The sequence below is a fragment of the Corynebacterium sp. TAE3-ERU16 genome, from assembly GCF_019209935.1.
GTDB lineage: Bacteria > Actinomycetota > Actinomycetes > Mycobacteriales > Mycobacteriaceae > Corynebacterium > Corynebacterium antarcticum.
The window spans coordinates 79,369-98,715 of the sequence record NZ_JAHUTN010000007.1 but is presented as its reverse complement, the minus strand read 5'-3'; the positions used below and the strand labels follow the sequence as shown (position 1 = coordinate 98,715).

The following is a 19,347-nucleotide window of genomic DNA, read 5'->3' as shown; positions in this document are numbered from 1 at the left end:
GGGCGCGACCGCGGGGGAACCCGTCGCGGGTGAAGGAACCGTGTGGTGTTCAGTCGTCGGATTCCCGCCCCGGTGCCTCGGTGGCCGTGGGCTCCGCCCGTTCTTCCGTTCCCGGCACGCCGGGAACTCCGCCCGGCTGCTCCGGGGTGCCGCCACCGGGAGCCCCGGGCGCACCCGGCTTCAGCGGTACCCCGCCGGGTGCGGCGGGAATCCCCGGTACCTTCGGAGCGCCTGGAACTCCCGGAACCGTGGGAGTGCCGGGTGTGCCTGGTGCGGTGGGCGCGCTGCCGCCCGGTGCCGGTGGTGCGGTGGGTTTCGGAGCGGCGGGCGCTGCGGGTGCAGCGGGTGCTCCGGGTGCTCCGGACCGGGGTGAGCCTGGTGCCGGTGGAACGGCCGGTTTCGGTGCTGCGGGTGCCTGCGGCGTGGCAGCGCCGGGTGCCTTGGGTGCGGCAGGTGCCGTGGCTCCGCCGGCTTCCCGTGGTGCTGCGGGAACCTTGGGGGCAGAGGTATTTGCGGTTCCGGAACCGGCAGGGGGAGTGCCGGGCGCGCCTGGCGCACCGGGCACGCCGGTGCCCGGTGCCGGTGGTACGGCGGGTTTCGGGGCCGCGGGTGCCGTGGGTGCTGCGGGAGCTTTTGGTGCTCCGGACCGGGTTGAGCCTGGTACCGGTGGAACGGTGGTGCCGGGTGCCGTGGGTGCTTTTGGAGCCGTCGGTTTCGTGGTCCCGGGTGCGCCCGGCACGCCGGGCACGCTGCCGCCCGGTGCCGGTGGTGCGGCGGGTTTCGGAGCGGCGGGCGCTGCGGGTGGCTGCGGTGTGGCCGTGCCGGGCGCCTTGGGTGCGGCAAATGCCGTGGTTCCGCCGGTTGCACGTGGTGCCGCGGGTGCCTTGGAGGCGGTGTTTTTCGTGGCCTCGGATCCGGCAGGGGCAGGGGGAGTTCCGGGCGCCTCCGGAGTGCCGGGGGCGGTGGTCGGCTGGGTCGGCTTCGTGGACACGGTGGGCACAGCGGGCACGCCCCGGTCGCCCTGACCACCGGAGCCGCCGCCGCAGGTGTCCTTCTTCCTCGGCTTCACCGAGGTGAGACCCAGATCCAGGATGTCCCGACGGGGAGGCGTGAGGAAGGCGCGCTCACGGGGTTCCGGTAGCTGTCCCTCGACGAGGACGGCATCGCGGAGCATCTGCGCGACATCCCGGACCTTCGGTTGGTCAGCGGAGGGCTTGTCGGAGAGGGCCTTGACCCCTCCGGTGAGCATGACGGTGCAGAAGGGACAGCCGACGGCGATCTCCTCGGCGCCGGTGGCGAGCGCCTCACTGGTGCGGTTCTCGTTGATCCGGGTGCCGATGGTCTCGTCCATGAACATGCGGGCGCCGCCCGCACCGCAGCAGAAGGCCTCGTTCCGGTTGCGGTCCATTTCCCTGAGATCATGCCCCGTGGCGCCGAGCAGCTCGCGTGGCGGGTCGAAGACCTTGTTGTGGCGGCCGAGGAAACAGGGGTCGTGGTACGTGATCGGCCTACGGTCCTCGGGGCGGCGGGGTACCGGGGTGAGGAGTTTCTCGCGAACCAGCTTGTTCAGGATCTGGGTGTGGTGGACGACGTCGTAGTGGCCGTCGAAGTCCGGGTACTCGTTGCGCAGGGTGTTGAAGCAGTGGGCGCAGGTGGTGATGATGGTGCGCTGGCCCTTCGGCACACCCTCGAACACGGTGTCGAGGGTGCTGATGTTCTCCTGGGCGAGCATCTGGAACAGGAACTCGTTGCCGGCGCGCCGGGCGGGATCGCCGGTGCAGGTCTCCCCCTTGGAGAGCACCGCGAACTTCACTCCCGCGGTGTGGAGGAGTTCGACGACGGCACGGGTCGTCTTGACCGCCTCATCGTCGTAGGCACCGGCGCACCCGACCCAGAAGAGGTACTCGGTGTCGTTGAAGTCGGTGATGTCCTCGCCGAAGACCGGGACCTCGATGCCGTCGCGGCGCGCGGCCTCGATCCAGGTGGCGCGGTCGGCGGAGTTCCGGCCCCACGGGTTGCCCTTGGCCTCCAGGTTCTTGAACAGGCCCGCCAGCTCGGAGGGGAACTCCGATTCGGCGAGGACCGCGAAGCGGCGCATGTTGGCGATGTGGTCGATGTGCTCGATGTCGACCGGGCACTGTTCGACGCAGGCACCGCAGTTGGTGCAGCTCCACAGGACGTCCGGCTCGATGGTCTGCCCCTCGCCGACGAGTTTCAGCACGTCCACACCGTCGTGGGAGGTGTCGGCCTCGAGCAGGGACGGGTCGAGGAGATAGGGGGAGTTGGTCACCATCGCGTCGCGGATGTCGGTCATCAGCAGCTTCGGGGACAGTGGTTTCGCGGTGTTCCAGGCGGGGCACTGTTCCTGGCATCGGCCGCAGTCGGTGCAGGTCGTGGCGTCGAGGAGCATCTTCCAGGAGGCGTCGCGAAGGGTGCCCGTGCCGATCGGGTCGGTGTCTGGGTCGAGCTCGTCGACGGTGCCGAGGGTGACTTTCTCACCGCGGGAGACCATCGGTGCCAGCGCGCCGAGCGCCGGCGCGCCGTCTGCGTTGCGCTGGAGGAAGATGTTGAAGAAGGCGGTGATGCGGTGCCAGGCCACGCCCCAGGACAGCTGCCGCCCGACGACGAAGAGCCATACCGTCCCGGACAGTAGTTTGATCAGGGCGAACACGCTGACCATCACGGCGCTCGCGGGGAGGAGCTGCGCGATGTGCATGGTCAGGAAATCGGACCACAGGTGCGGGCGGATGTCGTCGTAGGTGGCGATCTTCGCCGACTTCACGGCGAGCATCCCGAGTCCCTCGATGAGGACGACGCCCTCGACGAAGTGCGCGGCGCGCGCATCGGACCCGTAGAACCGGGACATGCGTTCTCGGGTGCCGGTGTGCAGCCGGGCGCCGATCAGGAAACAGATGCCGGCGACGGTGCCGATGCCGAGTAGTTCGTCGGCGAGGTGGTAGATGCCCCATTCGCTGACGATGGGCCAGCCCCCGCGTGGTCGGAAGGTCTGGATGTAGGCCTCGAACCAGAGGACGAAGCCGATGAGGAAACCGACCATGACCAGCCAGTGCGCCGCCGCGATCGCGGGTTTCCGGGCCAGTTCGCTGTGCAGGACGACTTCCCTGAACAGAGTGCCGACGCGTCGCGTGGGGCGGTCGGTGCGGCCCGGCAGGGGTTGCCCCGCACGGACGAGCCGGAAGAGTCGGCTGGCGCCCCGGAGGAAGTAGAACCACGCGGGAAGTGACAGCAGGAAACCGATGCATCCCAGTACCACCGTGGTGCTGGTCATGGTTGGGGCTGCGGCGAGCGTCATCGCGGGAGGGATCCTTGGCGTGGGCGGGAGAACGGGTGGTCAGCGCCCGTCGCGGGCGGGCTGGCTGCGTGCGGGCTTGGTGGTTTCCACTCTAAGCGGTGGCCCGGTCATCTCCCCAACAGAGTCCGCGTCCCACGTCGGCGCGATCCGCCGGTGGTGACGGGAACACGTCTGTTCAAGGGACGTCCGGGGACGGTTCGGCGTTCCTGAAAATAACGGACCCCGGCCGGTTCCGGGGTTGGAGGTGTGCGGTCGGAGGCCTTTCCCGGGGTGCCGGCTGTCGTGTCGGAGCGGTGACGCCGACGCAGTGCCTCCGGGGGACCCGGTTGTCTGCCTGCCCGGGGTGGGAGCGGAGTCGGTCCGCACGCCGCGGTCCGGTGTCCGGCTCCCCGCATGATCGACTGTGCACCTGTGGCGGGCGGCGGGCGGGGTCGGGTCGTTCCGTCCGGTCCGGAACGGCGGCTCGGGGAGCGGGGGGGGGTGTCCGGTCCTGTCGCCGACTGGCGTTGCCCGACGGTGAGGGATCGCGTACAGACCAAGATGTGTACAGAACGGTCTATTTCATTCACGAGCATAGTTTTCCCATACACACTGGTTAAAGCGTCCAAAAATGTTTAAATAGACCACTCAGTTCATAAAAAATGCCGTTTTTATGGCCGTAGAAGCGTTTCCTGTGTCAGACTTGGCCGCACCAACAGCACCCCCATCGCGGCCCCGGCTCCGGCACCACCGGAACCGGGCTTTCCAAGGAGCACCCCATGGCACCGACAACCGTCAAGGAACGGCCCGCCCGCCAGCGCAAGCCGGACGGCCAGTGGAAGATCGACGGCACCGAGCCCCTCAACGACGACGAGCGGATCAAGGCCGAGGACCCGGGGATGTCCTGCAGGCAGCGGATCATCGACATCTACTCGAAGCAGGGCTTCGAGTCCATCGCCGAAGAGGACCTCGCGCCCAGGTTCAAGTGGGTCGGCCTGTACACGCAGCGCCGCCAGGACCTCGGGGGCGAGCACACGGGCAACGCCACCAACGCCGAGCTGCAGGACAGGTTCTTCATGATGCGGGTGCGTTTCGACGGCGGCGTCGTCAGCACCACCCAGCTGCGGACCGTCGGCGAGATCTCCCGCGACTACGCCCGCGGCACCGGCGACTTCACCGACCGACAGAACATCCAGCTCCACTGGATCCGCATCGAGGACGTCCCCGCGATCTGGGAGAAACTCGACGCCGTCGGCCTGTCCACCCTCTGCGGCTGCGGCGATGTGCCGCGGGTGATCCTCGGATCCCCGGTCGCGGGAATCGCCGCCGACGAGATCATCGACGCGACCCCCGCCATCGAGGCCATCACCTCGGACTGGCTGCACCGCGAGGAACTCCACAACCTGCCGCGGAAGTTCAAGTCCGCGATCTCCGGCTCGCCCCGCCAGGACGTCACCCACGAGATCCAGGACCTCTCCTTCATCGGCGTGAACCACCCCGAACACGGCCCCGGCTTCGACGTCTACGTCGGCGGCGGGCTGTCGACCAACCCGATGCTCGCCCAGCGGCTCGGGGTGTGGGTGCCCCTCGACGAGGTGCCCGAGGTCTGGGCATCGGTGGTCAAGGTGTTCCGCGACTACGGCTACCGGCGCCTGCGCAACCGTGCGCGGCTGAAGTTCCTCGTGGCGAAGTGGGGCGTGGAGAAGTTCCGTCAGGTCCTCGAGGACGAGTACCTCGGCCGCCCGCTCATCGACGGCCCCGCCGCTCCCGTCAACCCCGGCAACCGCGACCATCTGGGGGTCCACCCGCAGAAGGACGGTCGCTTCTACGTCGGCGTCAAGCCCACCGTCGGTCACGCCTCCGGCGACCAGCTCATCGCCATCGCCGACGCCGCCGAGGCCCACGGCGTCACCCGGATCCGCACGACGGTGGACAAGGAGCTGCTGTTCCTCGACGTGGAGGAGCGGCAGGTCGAACCGCTCAAGGAGGCGCTCCACGCCACCGGCCTGTACCCGGAGCCGAGCGAGTTCCGTCGCGGCGTGATCTCCTGCACCGGCCTCGAGTTCTGCAAGCTCGCACTCGTGACCACCAAGGCCCGGGCGATCCAGCTCGTCGACGAACTGGAGGACCGGCTCGTCGACATGGACGTCCCGCTGAAGATCAGCCTCAACGGCTGCCCCAACTCCTGCGCCCGCTCCCAGGTCGCGGACATCGGACTCAAGGGCCAGCTCGTCACCGACGACGAGGGCAACAAGGTCGAGGGCTTCCAGGTGCACCTCGGCGGCGCCCTCGGGTTCGACCCCGACTTCGGCCGCAAGCTGCGCGGGCACAAGGTCACCTCCGCGGAACTCGGCGACTACGTCGTCCGGCTCGTCGAGCGCTACCGCGAGCAGCGCACCGAGGGCGAGCAGTTCCGCGAATGGGTCCTGCGCGCCGACGAGGGGGACCTGCAGTGAGCTACCGCGTCGACACGCCCAACCCCAACCGCGGCTTCCCGCAGTACTGCGCGTACTGCGGCGGAACCGACCTCTTCCCCGACGAGGAGACCGACTTCGCGTGGGCCTGCCAGGAATGCCGTCGGGTGTTCTCCGTCATGTTCCACGGCCGCAACGACCCGGCGAACCGGCCCGCGCCCGCGCCCTCCACCGCGGAGGCGCTCGCGGCGTCCCTCGAGCACCACGGACACACACCGGGGGTGCGGGTACCGTGACCGACCTCAGCCGCTTCGCCCGCCCCCGCGCCCACCGCGACCCAGAGGTCTCACCGGCCGGGGCGGCGACCACCGCACCGCTCGACCCCGGGACCCGCGCCGAACTCGCCGCTTTCGTCGACACGCACGCCGACGCCCTGTACGACGCCGACGCGGAGACGATCCTCGCGACCGTCGCCGAGCACGTTGACGGCCCCGTCGCCGTCACCATGTCCATGGAGAACACCGTCCTCGCCGAGCTGGCCTCCCGGTACCTGCCCGACGCCGACCTGCTGTTCCTCGACACCGGTTACCACTTCGAGGAGACCCTCGACGTCGCCGACGGGGTCCGCCGCCGGTACGAGCTCCCGCTGGTCACCGCGACCCCGATCCTCACCCGCGCCGAGCAGGACGCCACCTACGGGCCCGCGCTCTACCGCCGCAACCCCACGGCGTGCTGCCGAATGCGCAAGGTCGAGCCACTCGCCGCCGCGATGAGCGGCTACGTCGGATGGGTCACCGGACTGCGCCGCGCCGACTCCCCGCTGCGCGCCGACACCCCGGCCGTCACCCTCGACAGAACCGGCCGGCTCAAGATCTCGCCCCTGGTGACCTGGTCACTCGAGGAGACCGAACGGTACATCGTCGAACACGACCTCATCCGGCACCCCCTGACCACCCGTGGCTACCCGTCCATCGGATGCGCCACCTGCACCCTGCCCGTCGCCGAAGGCGAAGACCCCCGGGCCGGCCGCTGGGCCGGACAGAACAAGACAGAATGCGGACTCCACACATGACCACAACCCTCACCGACACCACGCCCGACGCCCGCACCGACCGGGGCACCGACTCGCCGCTGTCCCCGCACCTGAGGGACCTGGAGAACGAGGCCATCCAGATCCTCCGCGAGGTCGCCGGACAGTTCGACAAGGTCGCCCTGCTGTTCTCCGGGGGCAAGGACTCCGTCGTCGTCCACGAACTGGCCCGCCGTGCCTTCGCGCCCGCTCCCGTTCCCTTCGAACTGCTGCACGTCGACACCGGCCACAACTTCCCCGAGGTCCTCGAGTTCCGCGACCGCCTCGTCGAACGCACCGGCGCTCGCCTGCGCGTCGCGAAGGTGCAGGACTGGATCGACCGGGGGGAGCTCAGCGAACGCCCCGACGGCACCCGCAACCCCCTCCAGACAGTTCCCCTCGTGGAGACCATCGCCGAACAGGGCTACGACGCCGTGCTCGGTGGTGCCCGCCGCGACGAGGAACGGGCGCGCGCCAAGGAACGCATCTTCTCCGTCCGCGACAGCTTCGGCGGCTGGGACCCCCGCCGCCAGCGGCCCGAACTGTGGAACCTCTACAACGGTGGCCACCTGCCCGGCGAGAACATCCGCGTGTTCCCGATCTCCAACTTCACCGAGGCCGACATCTGGGAGTACATCGGCGCCCGGAACATCGAACTCCCCCCGATCTACTTCGCCCACGACCGTGAGGTGTTCAACCGCGACGGCATGTGGCTGACCGCCGGCGAGTGGGGCGGCCCCCGCAAGGGTGAGACCCCGGAGACCCGCCGCGTGCGGTTCCGCACCGTCGGCGACATGTCCTGCACCGGCGCGGTCGACTCCGACGCCGACACCGTCGACGCCGTGATCGCCGAGATCGCCGCCTCCACCCTCACCGAACGTGGCGCCACCCGCGCCGATGACCGCCTGAGCGAATCCGCCATGGAGGACCGCAAGAAGGAAGGCTACTTCTGATGACCAGCACCCTCACCGCCCCCGCCCCGACACAGGCGCTGCACGACCGCCAGACCCTCCGGCTGTGCACCGCGGGCAGTGTCGACGACGGAAAATCGACCTTCGTCGGTCGCCTCCTGCACGACACGAAATCGGTGCTGGCCGACCAGCTCGCCGCCGTCGAGGCGACCTCCCGGGCCAAGGGCCTGGAACACGTCGACCTCTCGCTGCTGGTCGACGGCCTGCGCGCCGAACGCGAGCAGGGCATCACCATCGACGTCGCCTACCGCTACTTCGCCACCGCGAAGCGCACCTTCATCCTCGCCGACACCCCGGGTCACGTGCAGTACACCCGCAACACCGTCACGGGTGTGTCCACCTCCCGCGTCGTCGTGCTGCTCGTCGACGCCCGCAACGGCATCGTCACCCAGACCCGCCGACACCTCACCGCCGCGGCCCTGCTCGGCGTGGACACGGTGGTCCTCGCGGTGAACAAGATCGATCTCGTCGGCTTCGACGAGTCCGTGTACCGCGCCATCGAGACCGAGTTCACGGCCCTCGCCGAGCGGCTCGGTGTGACCGGCACCTTCGTGGTTCCCACCTCCGCGCTGCTGGGGGACAACGTCGTCGAGCGCGGCACCAACACCGACTGGTACACCGGCCCCACCGTCCTCGAGATCCTGGAGACCGTGCCCGCCGGCCCCGAGGTCGGCGAGCTGGGGTTCCGGTTCCCCGTGCAGACCGTCATCCGCGATCACGCCACCGACTACCGCGGCTACGCGGGCCGGGTGACCGCCGGACGGATCCGGCCCGGCGACACGGTGCATCTCGGCTCGGGGCGCACCACGACGGTCACCGGCATCGACACCCCGGACGGGGAGGCGGAGCTCGCGCTGCCCGGCGACTCCGTCGTGCTGCGCCTGGCCGACGACATCGACCTCACCCGCGGTGACCTCATCGCCGGCGCCGACCGGCCCGACGACGTCCGCGAGTTCACGGCCACGCTCGTCGGCCTGGCCGAGAAAGCCGTCCGCCCGGGCCAGCTGCTCAAGCTGCGCTACGGCACGTCACTGGTCCGGGGCCGGGTCACCCGGATCACCGCGGGCATCGACATCGACGCCCCGGTGGACGACGTGGTTCGGGACGCCCCGGGCGAACTCGCCCTCAACGACATCGTGCGCGCCGAGATCCAGGTCGCCGAGGCCCTTCCCGTCGACGGTTTCACCGCCCGCGGTGCCGTCGGTTCCCTCCTGCTCATCGACCCCGCCTCCGGAGACACCCTCGCCGCAGGCCTGGTCGACGGCACCGACGGCGGTGGTGGCCGTGACTGACCCGCGTCCCGCACTGATCACCCTGTCCCACGGATCCCGGCACCCCCACGCCGACGCCGGCATCGCCGAGCTGACCGCGGCCGCCGGTGACCTCCTGGACCTGCCCGCGCACCCGGCGCACCTGGACCTGTCGACACCCACCCTCCCGGACGTCGCACTCCGGCTCGCCGTCGAGGGCGTCAGGGAGGCCGTCGTCGTGCCGCTGCTGTTCACCCGCGCGTTCCACGCCACCACCGACGTCCCCGAGGCGGTGCGCGCGGCGACGGCAGTTTCCGGGTTACGGATGGCCCTCGCGGACGGGCTCGGTACCGGCCCGGATCTCGTCGACGTTCTCGCGGAGCGTCTCACGGTGGACCGCCCGGACCACCACGACGCCGTCCTCCATCCGGTGGGAACGTCCAGTGCGCGGGCGACCGCTGACCTGGCGCGACTCGGGGTGGAGCTCGCCGAGCGGACCAATCGCCGCATCGACGTCATCGCGGCCACCGGACCGGGTGGCGGCCCCGGGGCGGTCCTCGACCGGGCACGGGACGCCGGTTCGCTGCACGTCCTCCCGTTGTTCGTCACCCACGGGCTGCTGCTCGACCGGCTGACCGACCGCCTGCCCGCCACCCGCCCCGGGGGCCCGGACATCTCGGTCAGCGCACCGCTCGGCCGCGACCTCGCCGGAATCGTAGCCACCCGCTACTCCGACGCCCTGACCAGTGACCGGACACCGGCATGCGTACCCTGATCCTCATCGCCCTGGCCGGTGCCATCGCACAGCTCGTCGACGGCGCACTCGGCATGGGCTTCGGCGCGACGTCGACGACCATGCTCATCCTCGCCGCCGGCCTCGGCCCCGCGCAGGCGTCCGCCGTGGTGCACACCGCGGAACTCGGGACGACCCTGGCCTCCGGGATCAGCCACTGGCGCTTCGGCAACGTCGACTGGCGGCTCGCACTGCGCCTCGGCGTCCCGGGCGCGGTCGGCGCGTTTCTCGGGGCCTACGTCCTGTCGAACCTCTCCACCGCGGCGGCCGCCCCCGTCACGGCGGGAATCCTCACCGCCATCGGGCTGCACCTCCTGCTGCGCTTCTCCCGCGGCGCACCGCACCACGCGGTCGCCACGGACACCCGCCGCCGGGGACGGGTCCTCGGACTCCTGGGCCTGACCGGGGGATTCATCGACGCCTCCGGCGGTGGCGGCTGGGGGCCGGTCACCGCCTCGACCCTGATGAGCCTCCGGCACGCCGAACCGCGCCGGGTCGTCGGAACCGTGAACACCTCCGAGTTCCTGGTGACCGCCGCCGCGACCACCGGGTTCGCGATCGGCATGCGGGAGGAGCTGCTCGCCCACCTGCCCGCCGTCGCCGCACTGCTCGTCGGCGGTGTGATCGCCGCACCGTTCGCGGCGTGGCTCGTCAGCCGCATGCAGCCCGGTCTGCTCGGCGGGGCGGTCGGCACGGCGCTCATGCTCGTCAACGCGCCCCGGGTGGTCGGTGCCCTCGACACCGCGACGTGGGTGCTCCCCACCGTCGAAGGGGTGCTGCTGGCCCTCGGCGTGGGCCTGACCTGTTGCGGCGTACGTCGGATGCGGAAACAGACCAGGGTCCGGGTCATGGATGAGGCCGCCCCGGAGGTCCCCGGCCCCGTGGAACGGGGATGCGTGGGGGCCGGGACGGCCGGCTGAGTCCACGCCGGTGTCCCGGGCCGGGGTTTCGGACACGGCGACGTGGAGGAGGTCACCCACCACCCGGATCAACGGGGTGGCGGCTGACCTCCTCCACGCACAGCCTGCGGTGACGAACAGCGGTTACATCAGCGGGACTGATCCTCGCAGAGCGCCTGGTCGGCGGGGAGGAACCAGAGTCCGACCATCTCGCCCTCCCGGTTGTAGCTGATCCGTCCCACGAGATCGGCCGCCTCGAAGTCGAGGAGCTGTTCGACGACGAGGACCTCGTCGGCGAGGCTCACCGTCTGCGCCGGGTGGCGCGCCTCGAGTTCGCCGCCGAGTGCCACGACCTGGGCCCAGGCGTCCGCCAGGGATTCCGCGTCGAGTTCGTCGCCGAGTTTCGGGCCGAGCAGGCGCGCCGCGCCCTCCCAGTCGTGGGCCGTGAGGAAGTCGAGGAAGGTCACTGCGCGGGTGACCGCCTCCTGCCGTTGGGTCGGGGTGGGTTTATTCATGGGGTCTCCTGTCCGTGGGTCGATGGGGTTGCCGAACCTCTGGAACGCCGCCTGCCGGCTGATGCCGAGGGCGTTTCCGATGCTCTGCCACGTGGTGCCCCGTTCCCGGGCCGCGTGGACCAGTGTCCCCAGGGCCTCGGTGGACAGCAGCTGCATGGTGTGCGCCGTGGCCAGGGAATGGGTGACGTCCCGGGGCGCGGTGTTCCTCGGGATGCTTTCGGTGCCGGGGGTGTCGATCTCCCGGAGTTCCGTGGCGAGCAGGGACGCGACCTGGGTGAGCAGCGTGGCCAGTGTGGTGGTGTTCAGTGGTTCCGACATGTGTAAAGGATATCTTTACATCCCGGAGGTGTCAAGGAAATGTTTACACGGCTGTGGTGGAGATGTGCGGCAGGACTGTCGGACGCGGCCGCACGGGCGGTGGGGTGTCAGGCGGGGCCCACGCCCCGACACGTCGCACGCATCCTGCACCGGATGGTGGGGCGGTCGCCGGGAACTCGCAGGTGGCGGGCCGGTGACGAAGGGTCGCCACCTCGGGTGTCCGGCTCTTCGCGTATGAGAGTGCCAGTATGCCTCAGCCGACCACCAGCTATAACTCTCGATCAGAAGCGTGGCAACGAACACTAGAATCTGCGAACCACTGTGAAACATGAAGAACACCGAACCGTGTCAAGCGCATCACCAGGTGCTAGGTGGCACGGCTAACCATCTCATCGGTGATGGGTGGGCCTAACCATGCTCAAGGCCTGCTGATCCCAGCACCGTCCACCCGGCATGTACAGGTCCGGGTCCGCATCCCTGCGCACACCAGGGCTCCTAGTTCTGGTCACGTGCCCACCGCAAAACTGGTCATGGAAAACAGATTCCATCCAAAAGCCCTAGTTGCTTGACAAAAGCGCTGCGAGACGTTTAGCCTGCGACATTCCTGTCGTGACGATGGTGAAGCGGTGTTTCCCATCAGCCAGGAACTTTACGTGGGCTGCCCCTCCCAAGTTAATGCGGACTCCTTTCTCCGAGCTGGCACTACCGGTAACCGGCCAGTTGATTAAACCAGAATTCATCCCCGAATCCTCACCGGTGGAGATGTCACTAATCGATTTGTGGCTGAAGCTTCGAGAATAAAAGGGTGCTCTGATTTTAACTAGCCTTGATGAGATGTCTCGCACGACCTCGACCTTCATGGAGTGAGCCGCCCACGCAGAAAAACCTATGACGGCAGCATCGGTAAGAGCTCCCACAACCCAGAAAGAGAAAGGGATTGGCTTCGAAATTGAAGCGACGGCAACCAAAGAAGAGACTAAGCAAATAATAGGCGGTACCACTGCGCTGAGCTTGACCATCTTGCTGGGTTTAATCAGAATCCGATCTGATTCTTTTGAAAAGTCTTCACACACGACATTCTCCCCACAGGCAACAACAATGTCTGCATGGAACCTAGCACTGTGAAACGTGAAGGGCCGGGTATCCCGGGGTCACCGCGGTCGTCTTCGTCCGCGGTGCAGGCCCGGAGAGTGATGGTCAGTCACGGCCCAGGGAACGCACGGGATTCCGCGGTCCCGCAGGGGACCGGTCACTCGCAGATCGGCACGCCGCGGGCGAGTCGGGCGATGCCGTCCCAGTCGATGGAGCCGGCCAGCGTCGCCGCGGACGCGAGTGCAGCTGCGGTGGGTGGGCCCGCGATCGTCGTCTCGGGCAGCCACCAGCCCTCCCACGAGGTGTAGGCCACGCCCCGAGCGTCGAGCAGCTCGCGGATCCGGCCCGCGTCCGCGAGTAGCGGAGTGCCCAGCGTCCCGACCCAGGCATCGGTCGCGATCCGGGTGGTGACGACCCGCGCCGCGGCCAGCGGGTCTTCCGTGCCCGTGGTGTAGACACCGGGCGTGAGGCGTCCCGCCTCCCGCGTGGCGGGGAATCCCGCGCCGGAGGCCACGTCGGGGGAGACCACGACGGCACCGTAGTGGCGGCGGAGCTCGGCGACCGTGATGTCAGCACCGACGGACACGTTGCCGAAGAGCTTCAGGTGCGGTGTCGCCGGGGTGGTGGGCTTCTCGGTGAGGGTGTCCCCCGGGGCGTGTTCGGACAGCCCGTAGCGGATCAGGCCGAACGGCGCGGGGATGCGTTCGAAAAGGTCGACGTAGATGTTGCAGCCGCACCCGACGAGCAGTTCTGCGGTCTGGATGCCGACCGGCCCGGCACCGACGACGGCGATCCTCTTGACGGGGTACATGTCTGTCCTTCCCGTACCGCAGGTCCACGGCACACCGGTCGATTCTAACCGCACCGGCGCACCGCACCGGGTCCTTTCCGTGCCTTAGAGTGTGGGGCATGGAACTTCGCGGAACAATCACCAACGGCCGGCCCCTCCTCGTCTTCGCCACCGACAGCGAGACGCAGGCCATCGACACCGACCTGCCCGTGCTCGTCACGGGCGTGGGCGTCCTGCGCGCGGCGATCGGCCTGACCGAGGTACTGACCGAGGCGCGTCTCGACGGGCGGGTGCCCAGCGCGATCATCAACCTCGGGACCTGTGGGGGGCTCATCGACGGCCCGAACGGCGTGTACGAGGTGCGCGAGGTGTACAAGCACGACTTCTCCTCCGAACTGCTGGAGGAGATCGACGGCAGGCCGGAGATCAACGCGTTGACCCTGCACACGTCCGGGCTGCTGCCCACCGCCCGGCTCGCGACGGGCGACAGTTTCATCGCCGACACCGTCATCCGGACCCGGCTCGCTGAGCGCGCGGAGCTCGTCGAGATGGAGGGCTACTGCTTCGCCCGGATCGGGCACCGCTACGGCATTCCCGTGACCCTGCTCAAGCAGATCAGCGACGGCGCGAACGAGGAGTCCGTCGGCACCTGGGCCGACGCCGTGGCGGAGGGCTCCCGCCAGCTGAACGATGCCCTGCACACCCTCGCGGACGCCGACGCTCTCGTGCAGGAGGTACCGGTCCCGGCCGTCCGGCCCTGACCCGACGCACGGAAAGTGCCCCGCACCGGTGACCTGTACGGGGCACTTTCGTTTGCGGCGCGGGTCTAGTCGTTTGCGGTCGCGCCCTTCCGGCTGAGGCGTCGGCGCATCGAGCGGATGGCCGGGCCCATGTTGATCAGCGCCCTGGATCCGGCTGCGGTCTCTGTCTCGATCTCGTCGATCGTCCGCTCGCCGGAACGCAGGCTCACGATCTCCGCGTGGTAACGCAGCCACACGGCGATGGTCGCCGCGGCGGGAACCGCGAGGAACGCGCCGACGATGCCGAACAGTCCGCCACCGACCGTGATGGACAGCAGCACGATCACGGGGTGCAGGTTCATGGCCTTGCTCTGCAGCAGGGGGGAGAGGATGTTGCCCTCGATCTGCTGGACCGCGACGATCAGGATCAGGACGAAGATGGCGGTGGTCAGGCCGTTGGAGACCAGTGCGACCAGCACGGCGATCGCACCGGCGGAGATGGCACCGACGATCGGGATGAACCCACCGAAGAAGGTGATCACGGCGAGCACGAGCGCCAGCGGGACACCGAGGACCACGAGGCCGACGCCGATGAAGATCGCGTCGATGAGGGATACGAGGGCCTGGGCGCGGATGAACCCGGACAGCGTGTTCCAGGTGCGGGTGAGCACCTCGGTGAGATGCCATCCGGCGGACCTGCCGACGTTGCGGCGCACCCACGGCAGGAAGGTGTATCCGTCCTTCAGGAAGAAGAACGTCAGCACCAGCATCAGTGCCATGGTGACGACGACGGAGGTCGCGGTGGACACACCCGCGAAGACACCGGACGCCAGTTTGTTCGCCACCCCGCCCGAGAGCAGGCCCGAGGCGCCGTCCTGGAGCTTCGCGGAGATCTCGTCTAGGACACCGTCGATCTGGTCGGTGTTGATGTTGAACGGGGGCTCACCGAGTCGGACCTGGAGCTTCTCCAGACCGGTGACACTCTGCTTGAACAGCAGTTTCGACTGTTCGGCGACCCGCGGAGCCATCGCCGCGAAGACCCCACCGATGGCGCAGAGGGCACCGACGAGAACCAGCAGGGATGAGAGGCTGCCCGGAACGCCGTGTTCCTTCAGCCAGCGCACCGGCGGCCACAGCACCGTGCACAGCAGGATCGCGAGCAGGATCGGCAGGACACCGGTCCAGATGATTCCGAGTCCGAGCCACGCGATGCAGCTGGCGACGGCCACGATGATGAACCGCAGGGCCCAGCCGGCGACCCAGCGGCCGTCCCGGCCGATGATGACGGCCCGATCGAGCCGATCGGGATCCTCCGCGGAAACTGAGTCCGCGGACCGTTCGCCGACGACCGACGCCGTGTGGTCGGTGTCGCGGTTGATGGCGTTGAAGATGGTGTCTTCGGATGACGTCGAAGCGGAGGACCGGCTCGACGTGGTGGACTCCAGCTCAGAGGTGGAATCGTCGGAGTTCCCCGGGACCCGGGGGTTGTGATGTTCGCTCATAGTGGTTGGAAACTATGCCACAGAGACCGGCCCTCTGGTAGTCCGGTGACCTCGAACTGAGGGAGGGGAGCCGTCCGGTCGACGGGTGGGGCTCCCCTCCGGTCGGGTTCCGGTCAGTTGGACAGGCCCCTGATGTACCCGAAGCGGTGCTCGGTGGTGGAGATCGCCTGCTCGAGGAGGAACGGCAGCAGCTCCCGACGGCCGTCGGCCAGCACGGGTTGATCGAGGATCACGGAGCCCGATTCGGCGGCCGCCCGGTAGAGCTCGTCGGGCACCTCGCCCAGGGCACGGACCCGGGCGGAGGCCGTGGTCGCGATCTCCGCGGCGAAGTCCTCGTCGGACAGGGCCCGGATCCTGGCGCCGAGGGCACCGAGCTCCGCGGCGGTCGCGGCCGTCGCGGACACGTCGATGTCCGTCCCGGTGATCTGACTCGCGAGCTTCATCCGGAGCAGGTCCCGTACCGCGGCCCCGGATCCGACGCGCACCCGCAGCGGCTGCAGGAGCGGCCGGTAGCGGAACACGTTCGATTCGGCGAGGAGCGCGGTGCGGTCGTGTTCCACGCCGAACTCCGTCCGCCACGCGTAGGCGTCCGCCTCCGCGGAGCGACGCAGCCAGTGGTTGTCCGCCGGGGTGAGCGTCGGGCCGAGCTGCGCCCTGAACTCGCGCAGCATCTGGGCGACCGGTGTGCTGACCGACCCGGAGTGCAGCTCGTTGAGGTCCCCCTCGGACCAGGTGCCCTGCTGCCCGATGTAGTTCGGACCGCCCGCCTTCGCACCGGCGCCGAGGGAGGAGTTCTTCCAGCCGCCGAACGACTGCCGCTCCACGATCGCGCCGGTGATGCCGCGGTTGATGTAGGCGTTGCCCACCTCGACGTGCTTGCGCCAGTAGGCGATCTCGTCGGTGTCCAGCGAGTGCAGCCCGCCGGTCAGCGCGAAGCCGGTGGAGTTCTGCCACTCGACGGCCTCCTCGAGGGACTCCGCCCGCATGATGCCGAGGACCGGTCCGAAGCACTCGTGGGTGTGGAACCAGGACCCCGGTTCGACACCGTCGCGCAGGCCCGGCGACCACAGCCGGCCGCTGTCGTCCAGCTGCCGCGGCTTGACCAGCCACCGCTCGCCCTGGTCGAGCTGCGTCAGGCCACGTTCGAGTTTCTCGCCGGGAGGTTCGATGAGGCCGTTCATCGTCGTCGAGATGTCGGTGCCGTAGCCGACGTGGAGGGACTCGACCGCGTCGACCAGCTGGTTGAGGAAACGCTTCGACCTGCCCACCGAGCCCACCAGGATCACCAGCGACGCCGCCGAGCACTTCTGCCCGGCGTGTCCGAACGCGCTCCGGTAGACGTCCGCGACCGCGAGATCGGGGTCCGCGGACGGGGTGACGATGATGGCGTTCTTGCCGCTGGTCTCCGCGTTGATGACCATGCGCGGCTTCCAGCTGCGGAACAGTTTCGCGGTCTCCGATGCGCCGGTGAGGATGACGGAGTCCACGTCCGGATGACTCACCAGGCGTTTGCCCGCCTCGTCCTCGTCGGCGTTGACCAGTTGCAGCAGATCCCCGCCGATCCCCGCCTCACGCAGGGCGGCGACGGCGATCTCCGCGCAGCGCACCACCTGGGGTGCGGGTTTGATGATGACGGCGGCGCCCGCGGCGAGTGCCGCGAACACACCCCCCATCGGGATGGCGACGGGGAAGTTCCACGGGGGAGTGACCACCACGATGCGGTACGGCTCGAACCGGACCCCGCGCACGCGGTCCAGCGCGCGTGCGGACTCCGCGTAGTAGCGGGCGAAGTCGATGGCCTCGGAGATCTCCGGGTCCGCCTCGGCGACGGTCTTGCCGGCCTCGTGCGTCATCACGGTGATCAGCTCGCCGCGGGCGTTCGCGAGCGCCCCGGCTGCCCGGTCCAGCAGCTCCGCGCGCTCGGCACCGGTTCTCGAGCCCCATTCGCGGCCCGCGTCCGCGGCCCGGGCCACGGCGGCGTCGATGGTTTCCACCGATGTCACGACATCGGACTCCGCCTCGCCAGGGTCCCGGTCCAGCGCCTCGATGGCCCACTCGCGGTTCGCGGGCAGGGAGGGGTCGGTGTCCGGTTCGCCGATGAAGTGGCCGGGCACGGAGCCCGAGGACGTGCCGGCGTTCTCCGCCGCCTCGGCGGTGCGGTCCTGGGTCCGGCGCGGGCCGGCCGCGGTGGACCAGCGCTCCGCGACCGAAGACCGGAACCGCTGGCGCTGGCTCTGCATCGGCGTGAGTCCGTCGTCGCCGGTGATCTCCGGGGCGAACAGCGCGTAGAGGAAGTTCTGCTTCGCTCCGTTCTCCTCGAGGCGGCGGACCAGGTAGCTCACCGCGACATCGAAGTCCTCGTCGTGCACGACAGGTGTGTAGAGGATCAGGTCCCCGACCACGTCCCGCACGGCGCGGGCCTGGGACGGGGCCATGCCCTGGAGCATCTCCACGTCGAGCTGGTGCTCCACGCCGCGTTCCACGGCGAGCTCGCGGGCGAGGGCGACGGTGTAGAGGTTGTGCGACGCCACACCGATGCGGACGTTGTCGGCGTGTTCCGGCTGGAGGATCCAGTCGAGGAGCCGGATGTAGTTGGCGTCGACCTCGGCCTTGGTCAGGTACGGTGCCTGCTTCCAGTCGTGGATCTCGGCCTCGACGCGCTCCATGGACAGGTTCGCGCCCTTGACCAGGCGGATCTTTATCTTCGCACCGCCCGCGGCGCGGCGCCGGGCGGCGAACTCCGCCAGTTCCTGCAGCGCGCCGAGCGTGTCGGGCAGGTATGCCTGCAGGACGATGCCCGCCTCCAGCGGCAGGAACTCCTCCTCCGCGAGCAGCTCGGTGAACAGGCGGATCGTCAGACGCAGGTCCCTGTACTCCTCCATGTCCAGGTTGATGAAGGGGTGTGGATCCCGGGACAGCGCCTTGCGGTACAGCGGCCGCAGGGTCTCCTTCAGCCGCGCGGTGTTGCCCTCGATGTCCCACGGGTTGAGCTGCGCACACACCGAGGAGGCCTTGACGGAGACGTAGTCGACGCGCGGGTTGTCCAGCAGGTCTAGGGTCCGGTTGAGGCGTGACTCCGCTTCCCGGTCTCCGAGGACGGCCTCGCCCAGGAGGTTGAGGTTCAGGCGGAATCCCCGCTCGCGGGACCGGTCGAGCAGCTTGTTCAGGGCCGAGCCCTCCGCGTCGAGAACCAGATGGCCGACCATCTGGCGCAGGCGCTTCCGGGCGATAGGCATGACGATGTCCGGAAGCCAGGGCGCGATGATCGACCCCGCGGTGACCAGACCACGGTCAACGGGACCGACGAAGTCGGGGACCGTGCCGTGCCCCTTGAGGGGGCTGGCCAGGTTGGCCAGTTCCCGGGCGGAGACGTGGTTGTCCTCGGGGCGGGCGACCCGGTCGACGAATCCCATCGTGAAGTCGATTCCGTCGGTGTCGTGCACCAGGGCGGCCAGCTGCTCGGTGGATTTCGACTCCTTCCGGGACTCGTCGGAGCCGGTGGCGTTGAGCCACGTCTCGGCACGGGTGATCGCTGCGGAGCTGACCTTCTCGACATCGCCGGTGTTGGTGGGTGCGTGGGGGAGAGGCATGAGTGGGGGTACTCGCTTTCGTGGACGGTCACCGGCGTCCCGACGGCCGTCGGTGCGGCGGGTCGGTGGGTGACTCGGGGAGCCGGGCCCCGCTGTGTCGGGGATCTGCGGT

The 19,347-nt window shown here is 69.1% G+C and carries 14 protein-coding genes and 1 pseudogene; 8 read left to right on the top strand and 7 right to left on the bottom strand.

What is annotated here, in order from left to right:
* Positions 1 to 49 precede the first annotated feature (49 nt).
* Positions 50 to 3,313 carry a (Fe-S)-binding protein gene (locus KRX55_RS08620; protein WP_218407345.1) on the bottom strand — a complete coding sequence of 1,088 codons (3,264 nt, stop codon included), beginning with the start codon at positions 3,311 to 3,313 and terminating at the stop codon, positions 50 to 52.
* A gap of 758 nt (positions 3,314 to 4,071) precedes the next feature.
* Here KRX55_RS08620 and KRX55_RS08615 point away from each other — a divergent pair.
* The 7 genes from KRX55_RS08615 to KRX55_RS08590 are packed head-to-tail and all read left to right on the top strand — an operon-like array spanning position 4,072 to position 10,709.
* Entirely contained in the window at positions 4,072 to 5,748 is a 1,677-nt protein-coding gene (locus KRX55_RS08615) for a nitrite/sulfite reductase (RefSeq protein ID WP_218407344.1), read from the top strand.
* Positions 5,745 to 6,002, top strand: a complete 258-nt coding sequence (locus tag KRX55_RS11870; RefSeq protein WP_248113870.1) for a hypothetical protein — start codon at positions 5,745 to 5,747, stop codon at positions 6,000 to 6,002. The genes KRX55_RS08615 and KRX55_RS11870 overlap by 4 nt, the downstream gene beginning before the upstream one ends.
* A complete protein-coding gene (locus tag KRX55_RS08610; protein ID WP_370625801.1) occupies positions 5,999 to 6,778 on the top strand; it encodes a phosphoadenylyl-sulfate reductase in 780 nt (259 codons plus the stop codon). The genes KRX55_RS11870 and KRX55_RS08610 overlap by 4 nt, the downstream gene beginning before the upstream one ends.
* The gene (cysD, locus tag KRX55_RS08605) at positions 6,775 to 7,728 is read left to right on the top strand and encodes a sulfate adenylyltransferase subunit CysD (protein ID WP_232958464.1); all 954 of its coding nucleotides are present in this window, start codon (positions 6,775 to 6,777) and stop codon (positions 7,726 to 7,728) included. The genes KRX55_RS08610 and cysD overlap by 4 nt, the downstream gene beginning before the upstream one ends.
* Complete coding sequence (locus KRX55_RS08600) at positions 7,728 to 9,038, top strand: sulfate adenylyltransferase subunit 1 (protein ID WP_218407343.1); 1,311 nt, start codon at positions 7,728 to 7,730, stop codon at positions 9,036 to 9,038. The genes cysD and KRX55_RS08600 overlap by 1 nt, the downstream gene beginning before the upstream one ends.
* Complete coding sequence (locus tag KRX55_RS08595) at positions 9,031 to 9,771, top strand: sirohydrochlorin chelatase (RefSeq protein WP_218407342.1); 741 nt, start codon at positions 9,031 to 9,033, stop codon at positions 9,769 to 9,771. Before KRX55_RS08600 ends, KRX55_RS08595 begins: the two co-directional genes overlap by 8 nt.
* Positions 9,759 to 10,709 (top strand): sulfite exporter TauE/SafE family protein, encoded by a 951-nt coding sequence (locus KRX55_RS08590; protein ID WP_218407341.1) that lies wholly within the window; start codon positions 9,759 to 9,761, stop codon positions 10,707 to 10,709. The genes KRX55_RS08595 and KRX55_RS08590 overlap by 13 nt, the downstream gene beginning before the upstream one ends.
* 128 nt (positions 10,710 to 10,837) lie before the next feature.
* Here the strand turns inward: KRX55_RS08590 and KRX55_RS12060 are convergent, their stop codons facing one another.
* The 4 genes and pseudogenes from KRX55_RS12060 to KRX55_RS08575 form a co-directional block, all read right to left on the bottom strand.
* Entirely contained in the window at positions 10,838 to 11,203 is a 366-nt protein-coding gene (locus tag KRX55_RS12060; protein ID WP_370625805.1) for a DUF3887 domain-containing protein, read from the bottom strand.
* A gap of 30 nt (positions 11,204 to 11,233) precedes the next feature.
* Positions 11,234 to 11,326, bottom strand: a pseudogene (locus tag KRX55_RS11865) (DUF3887 domain-containing protein); the annotation flags it as partial.
* Between the two features lie 752 nt (positions 11,327 to 12,078).
* Positions 12,079 to 12,540 carry a hypothetical protein gene (locus tag KRX55_RS08580; RefSeq protein ID WP_218407339.1) on the bottom strand — a complete coding sequence of 154 codons (462 nt, stop codon included), beginning with the start codon at positions 12,538 to 12,540 and terminating at the stop codon, positions 12,079 to 12,081.
* Between the two features lie 230 nt (positions 12,541 to 12,770).
* Positions 12,771 to 13,424, bottom strand: coding sequence for a hypothetical protein (locus tag KRX55_RS08575; RefSeq protein ID WP_218407338.1), 654 nt, complete (start codon positions 13,422 to 13,424; stop codon positions 12,771 to 12,773).
* Between the two features lie 98 nt (positions 13,425 to 13,522).
* Here KRX55_RS08575 and KRX55_RS08570 point away from each other — a divergent pair, with 98 nt between their 5' ends.
* A complete protein-coding gene (locus tag KRX55_RS08570; RefSeq protein WP_218407337.1) occupies positions 13,523 to 14,164 on the top strand; it encodes a nucleosidase in 642 nt (213 codons plus the stop codon).
* 65 nt (positions 14,165 to 14,229) lie between these two features.
* Here the strand turns inward: KRX55_RS08570 and KRX55_RS08565 are convergent, their stop codons facing one another.
* Positions 14,230 to 15,645, bottom strand: coding sequence for an AI-2E family transporter (locus KRX55_RS08565; RefSeq protein ID WP_218407336.1), 1,416 nt, complete (start codon positions 15,643 to 15,645; stop codon positions 14,230 to 14,232).
* Between the two features lie 113 nt (positions 15,646 to 15,758).
* Positions 15,759 to 19,235, bottom strand: a complete 3,477-nt coding sequence (locus KRX55_RS08560) for a proline dehydrogenase family protein (RefSeq protein WP_218407335.1) — start codon at positions 19,233 to 19,235, stop codon at positions 15,759 to 15,761.
* Positions 19,236 to 19,347: the final 112 nt, after the last annotated feature.

Excerpts from the sequence above, each read along its gene's own strand:
- KRX55_RS08560 (WP_218407335.1), bottom strand. The coding sequence starts at position 19,235 with ATGCCTCTCCCCCACGCACCCACCAACACCGGCGATGTCGAGAAGGTC.
- cysD (WP_232958464.1), top strand. The coding sequence starts at position 6,775 with ATGACCACAACCCTCACCGACACCACGCCCGACGCCCGCACCGACCGG.
- KRX55_RS12060 (WP_370625805.1), bottom strand. The coding sequence starts at position 11,203 with ATGAATAAACCCACCCCGACCCAACGGCAGGAGGCGGTCACCCGCGCA.
- KRX55_RS08570 (WP_218407337.1), top strand. The coding sequence starts at position 13,523 with ATGGAACTTCGCGGAACAATCACCAACGGCCGGCCCCTCCTCGTCTTC.
- KRX55_RS08615 (WP_218407344.1), top strand. The coding sequence starts at position 4,072 with ATGGCACCGACAACCGTCAAGGAACGGCCCGCCCGCCAGCGCAAGCCG.
- KRX55_RS08580 (WP_218407339.1), bottom strand. The coding sequence starts at position 12,540 with ATGGTCAAGCTCAGCGCAGTGGTACCGCCTATTATTTGCTTAGTCTCT.
- KRX55_RS08590 (WP_218407341.1), top strand. The coding sequence starts at position 9,759 with ATGCGTACCCTGATCCTCATCGCCCTGGCCGGTGCCATCGCACAGCTC.
- KRX55_RS08600 (WP_218407343.1), top strand. The coding sequence starts at position 7,728 with ATGACCAGCACCCTCACCGCCCCCGCCCCGACACAGGCGCTGCACGAC.
- KRX55_RS08565 (WP_218407336.1), bottom strand. The coding sequence starts at position 15,645 with ATGAGCGAACATCACAACCCCCGGGTCCCGGGGAACTCCGACGATTCC.
- KRX55_RS08575 (WP_218407338.1), bottom strand. The coding sequence starts at position 13,424 with ATGTACCCCGTCAAGAGGATCGCCGTCGTCGGTGCCGGGCCGGTCGGC.
- KRX55_RS08620 (WP_218407345.1), bottom strand. The coding sequence starts at position 3,313 with ATGACGCTCGCCGCAGCCCCAACCATGACCAGCACCACGGTGGTACTG.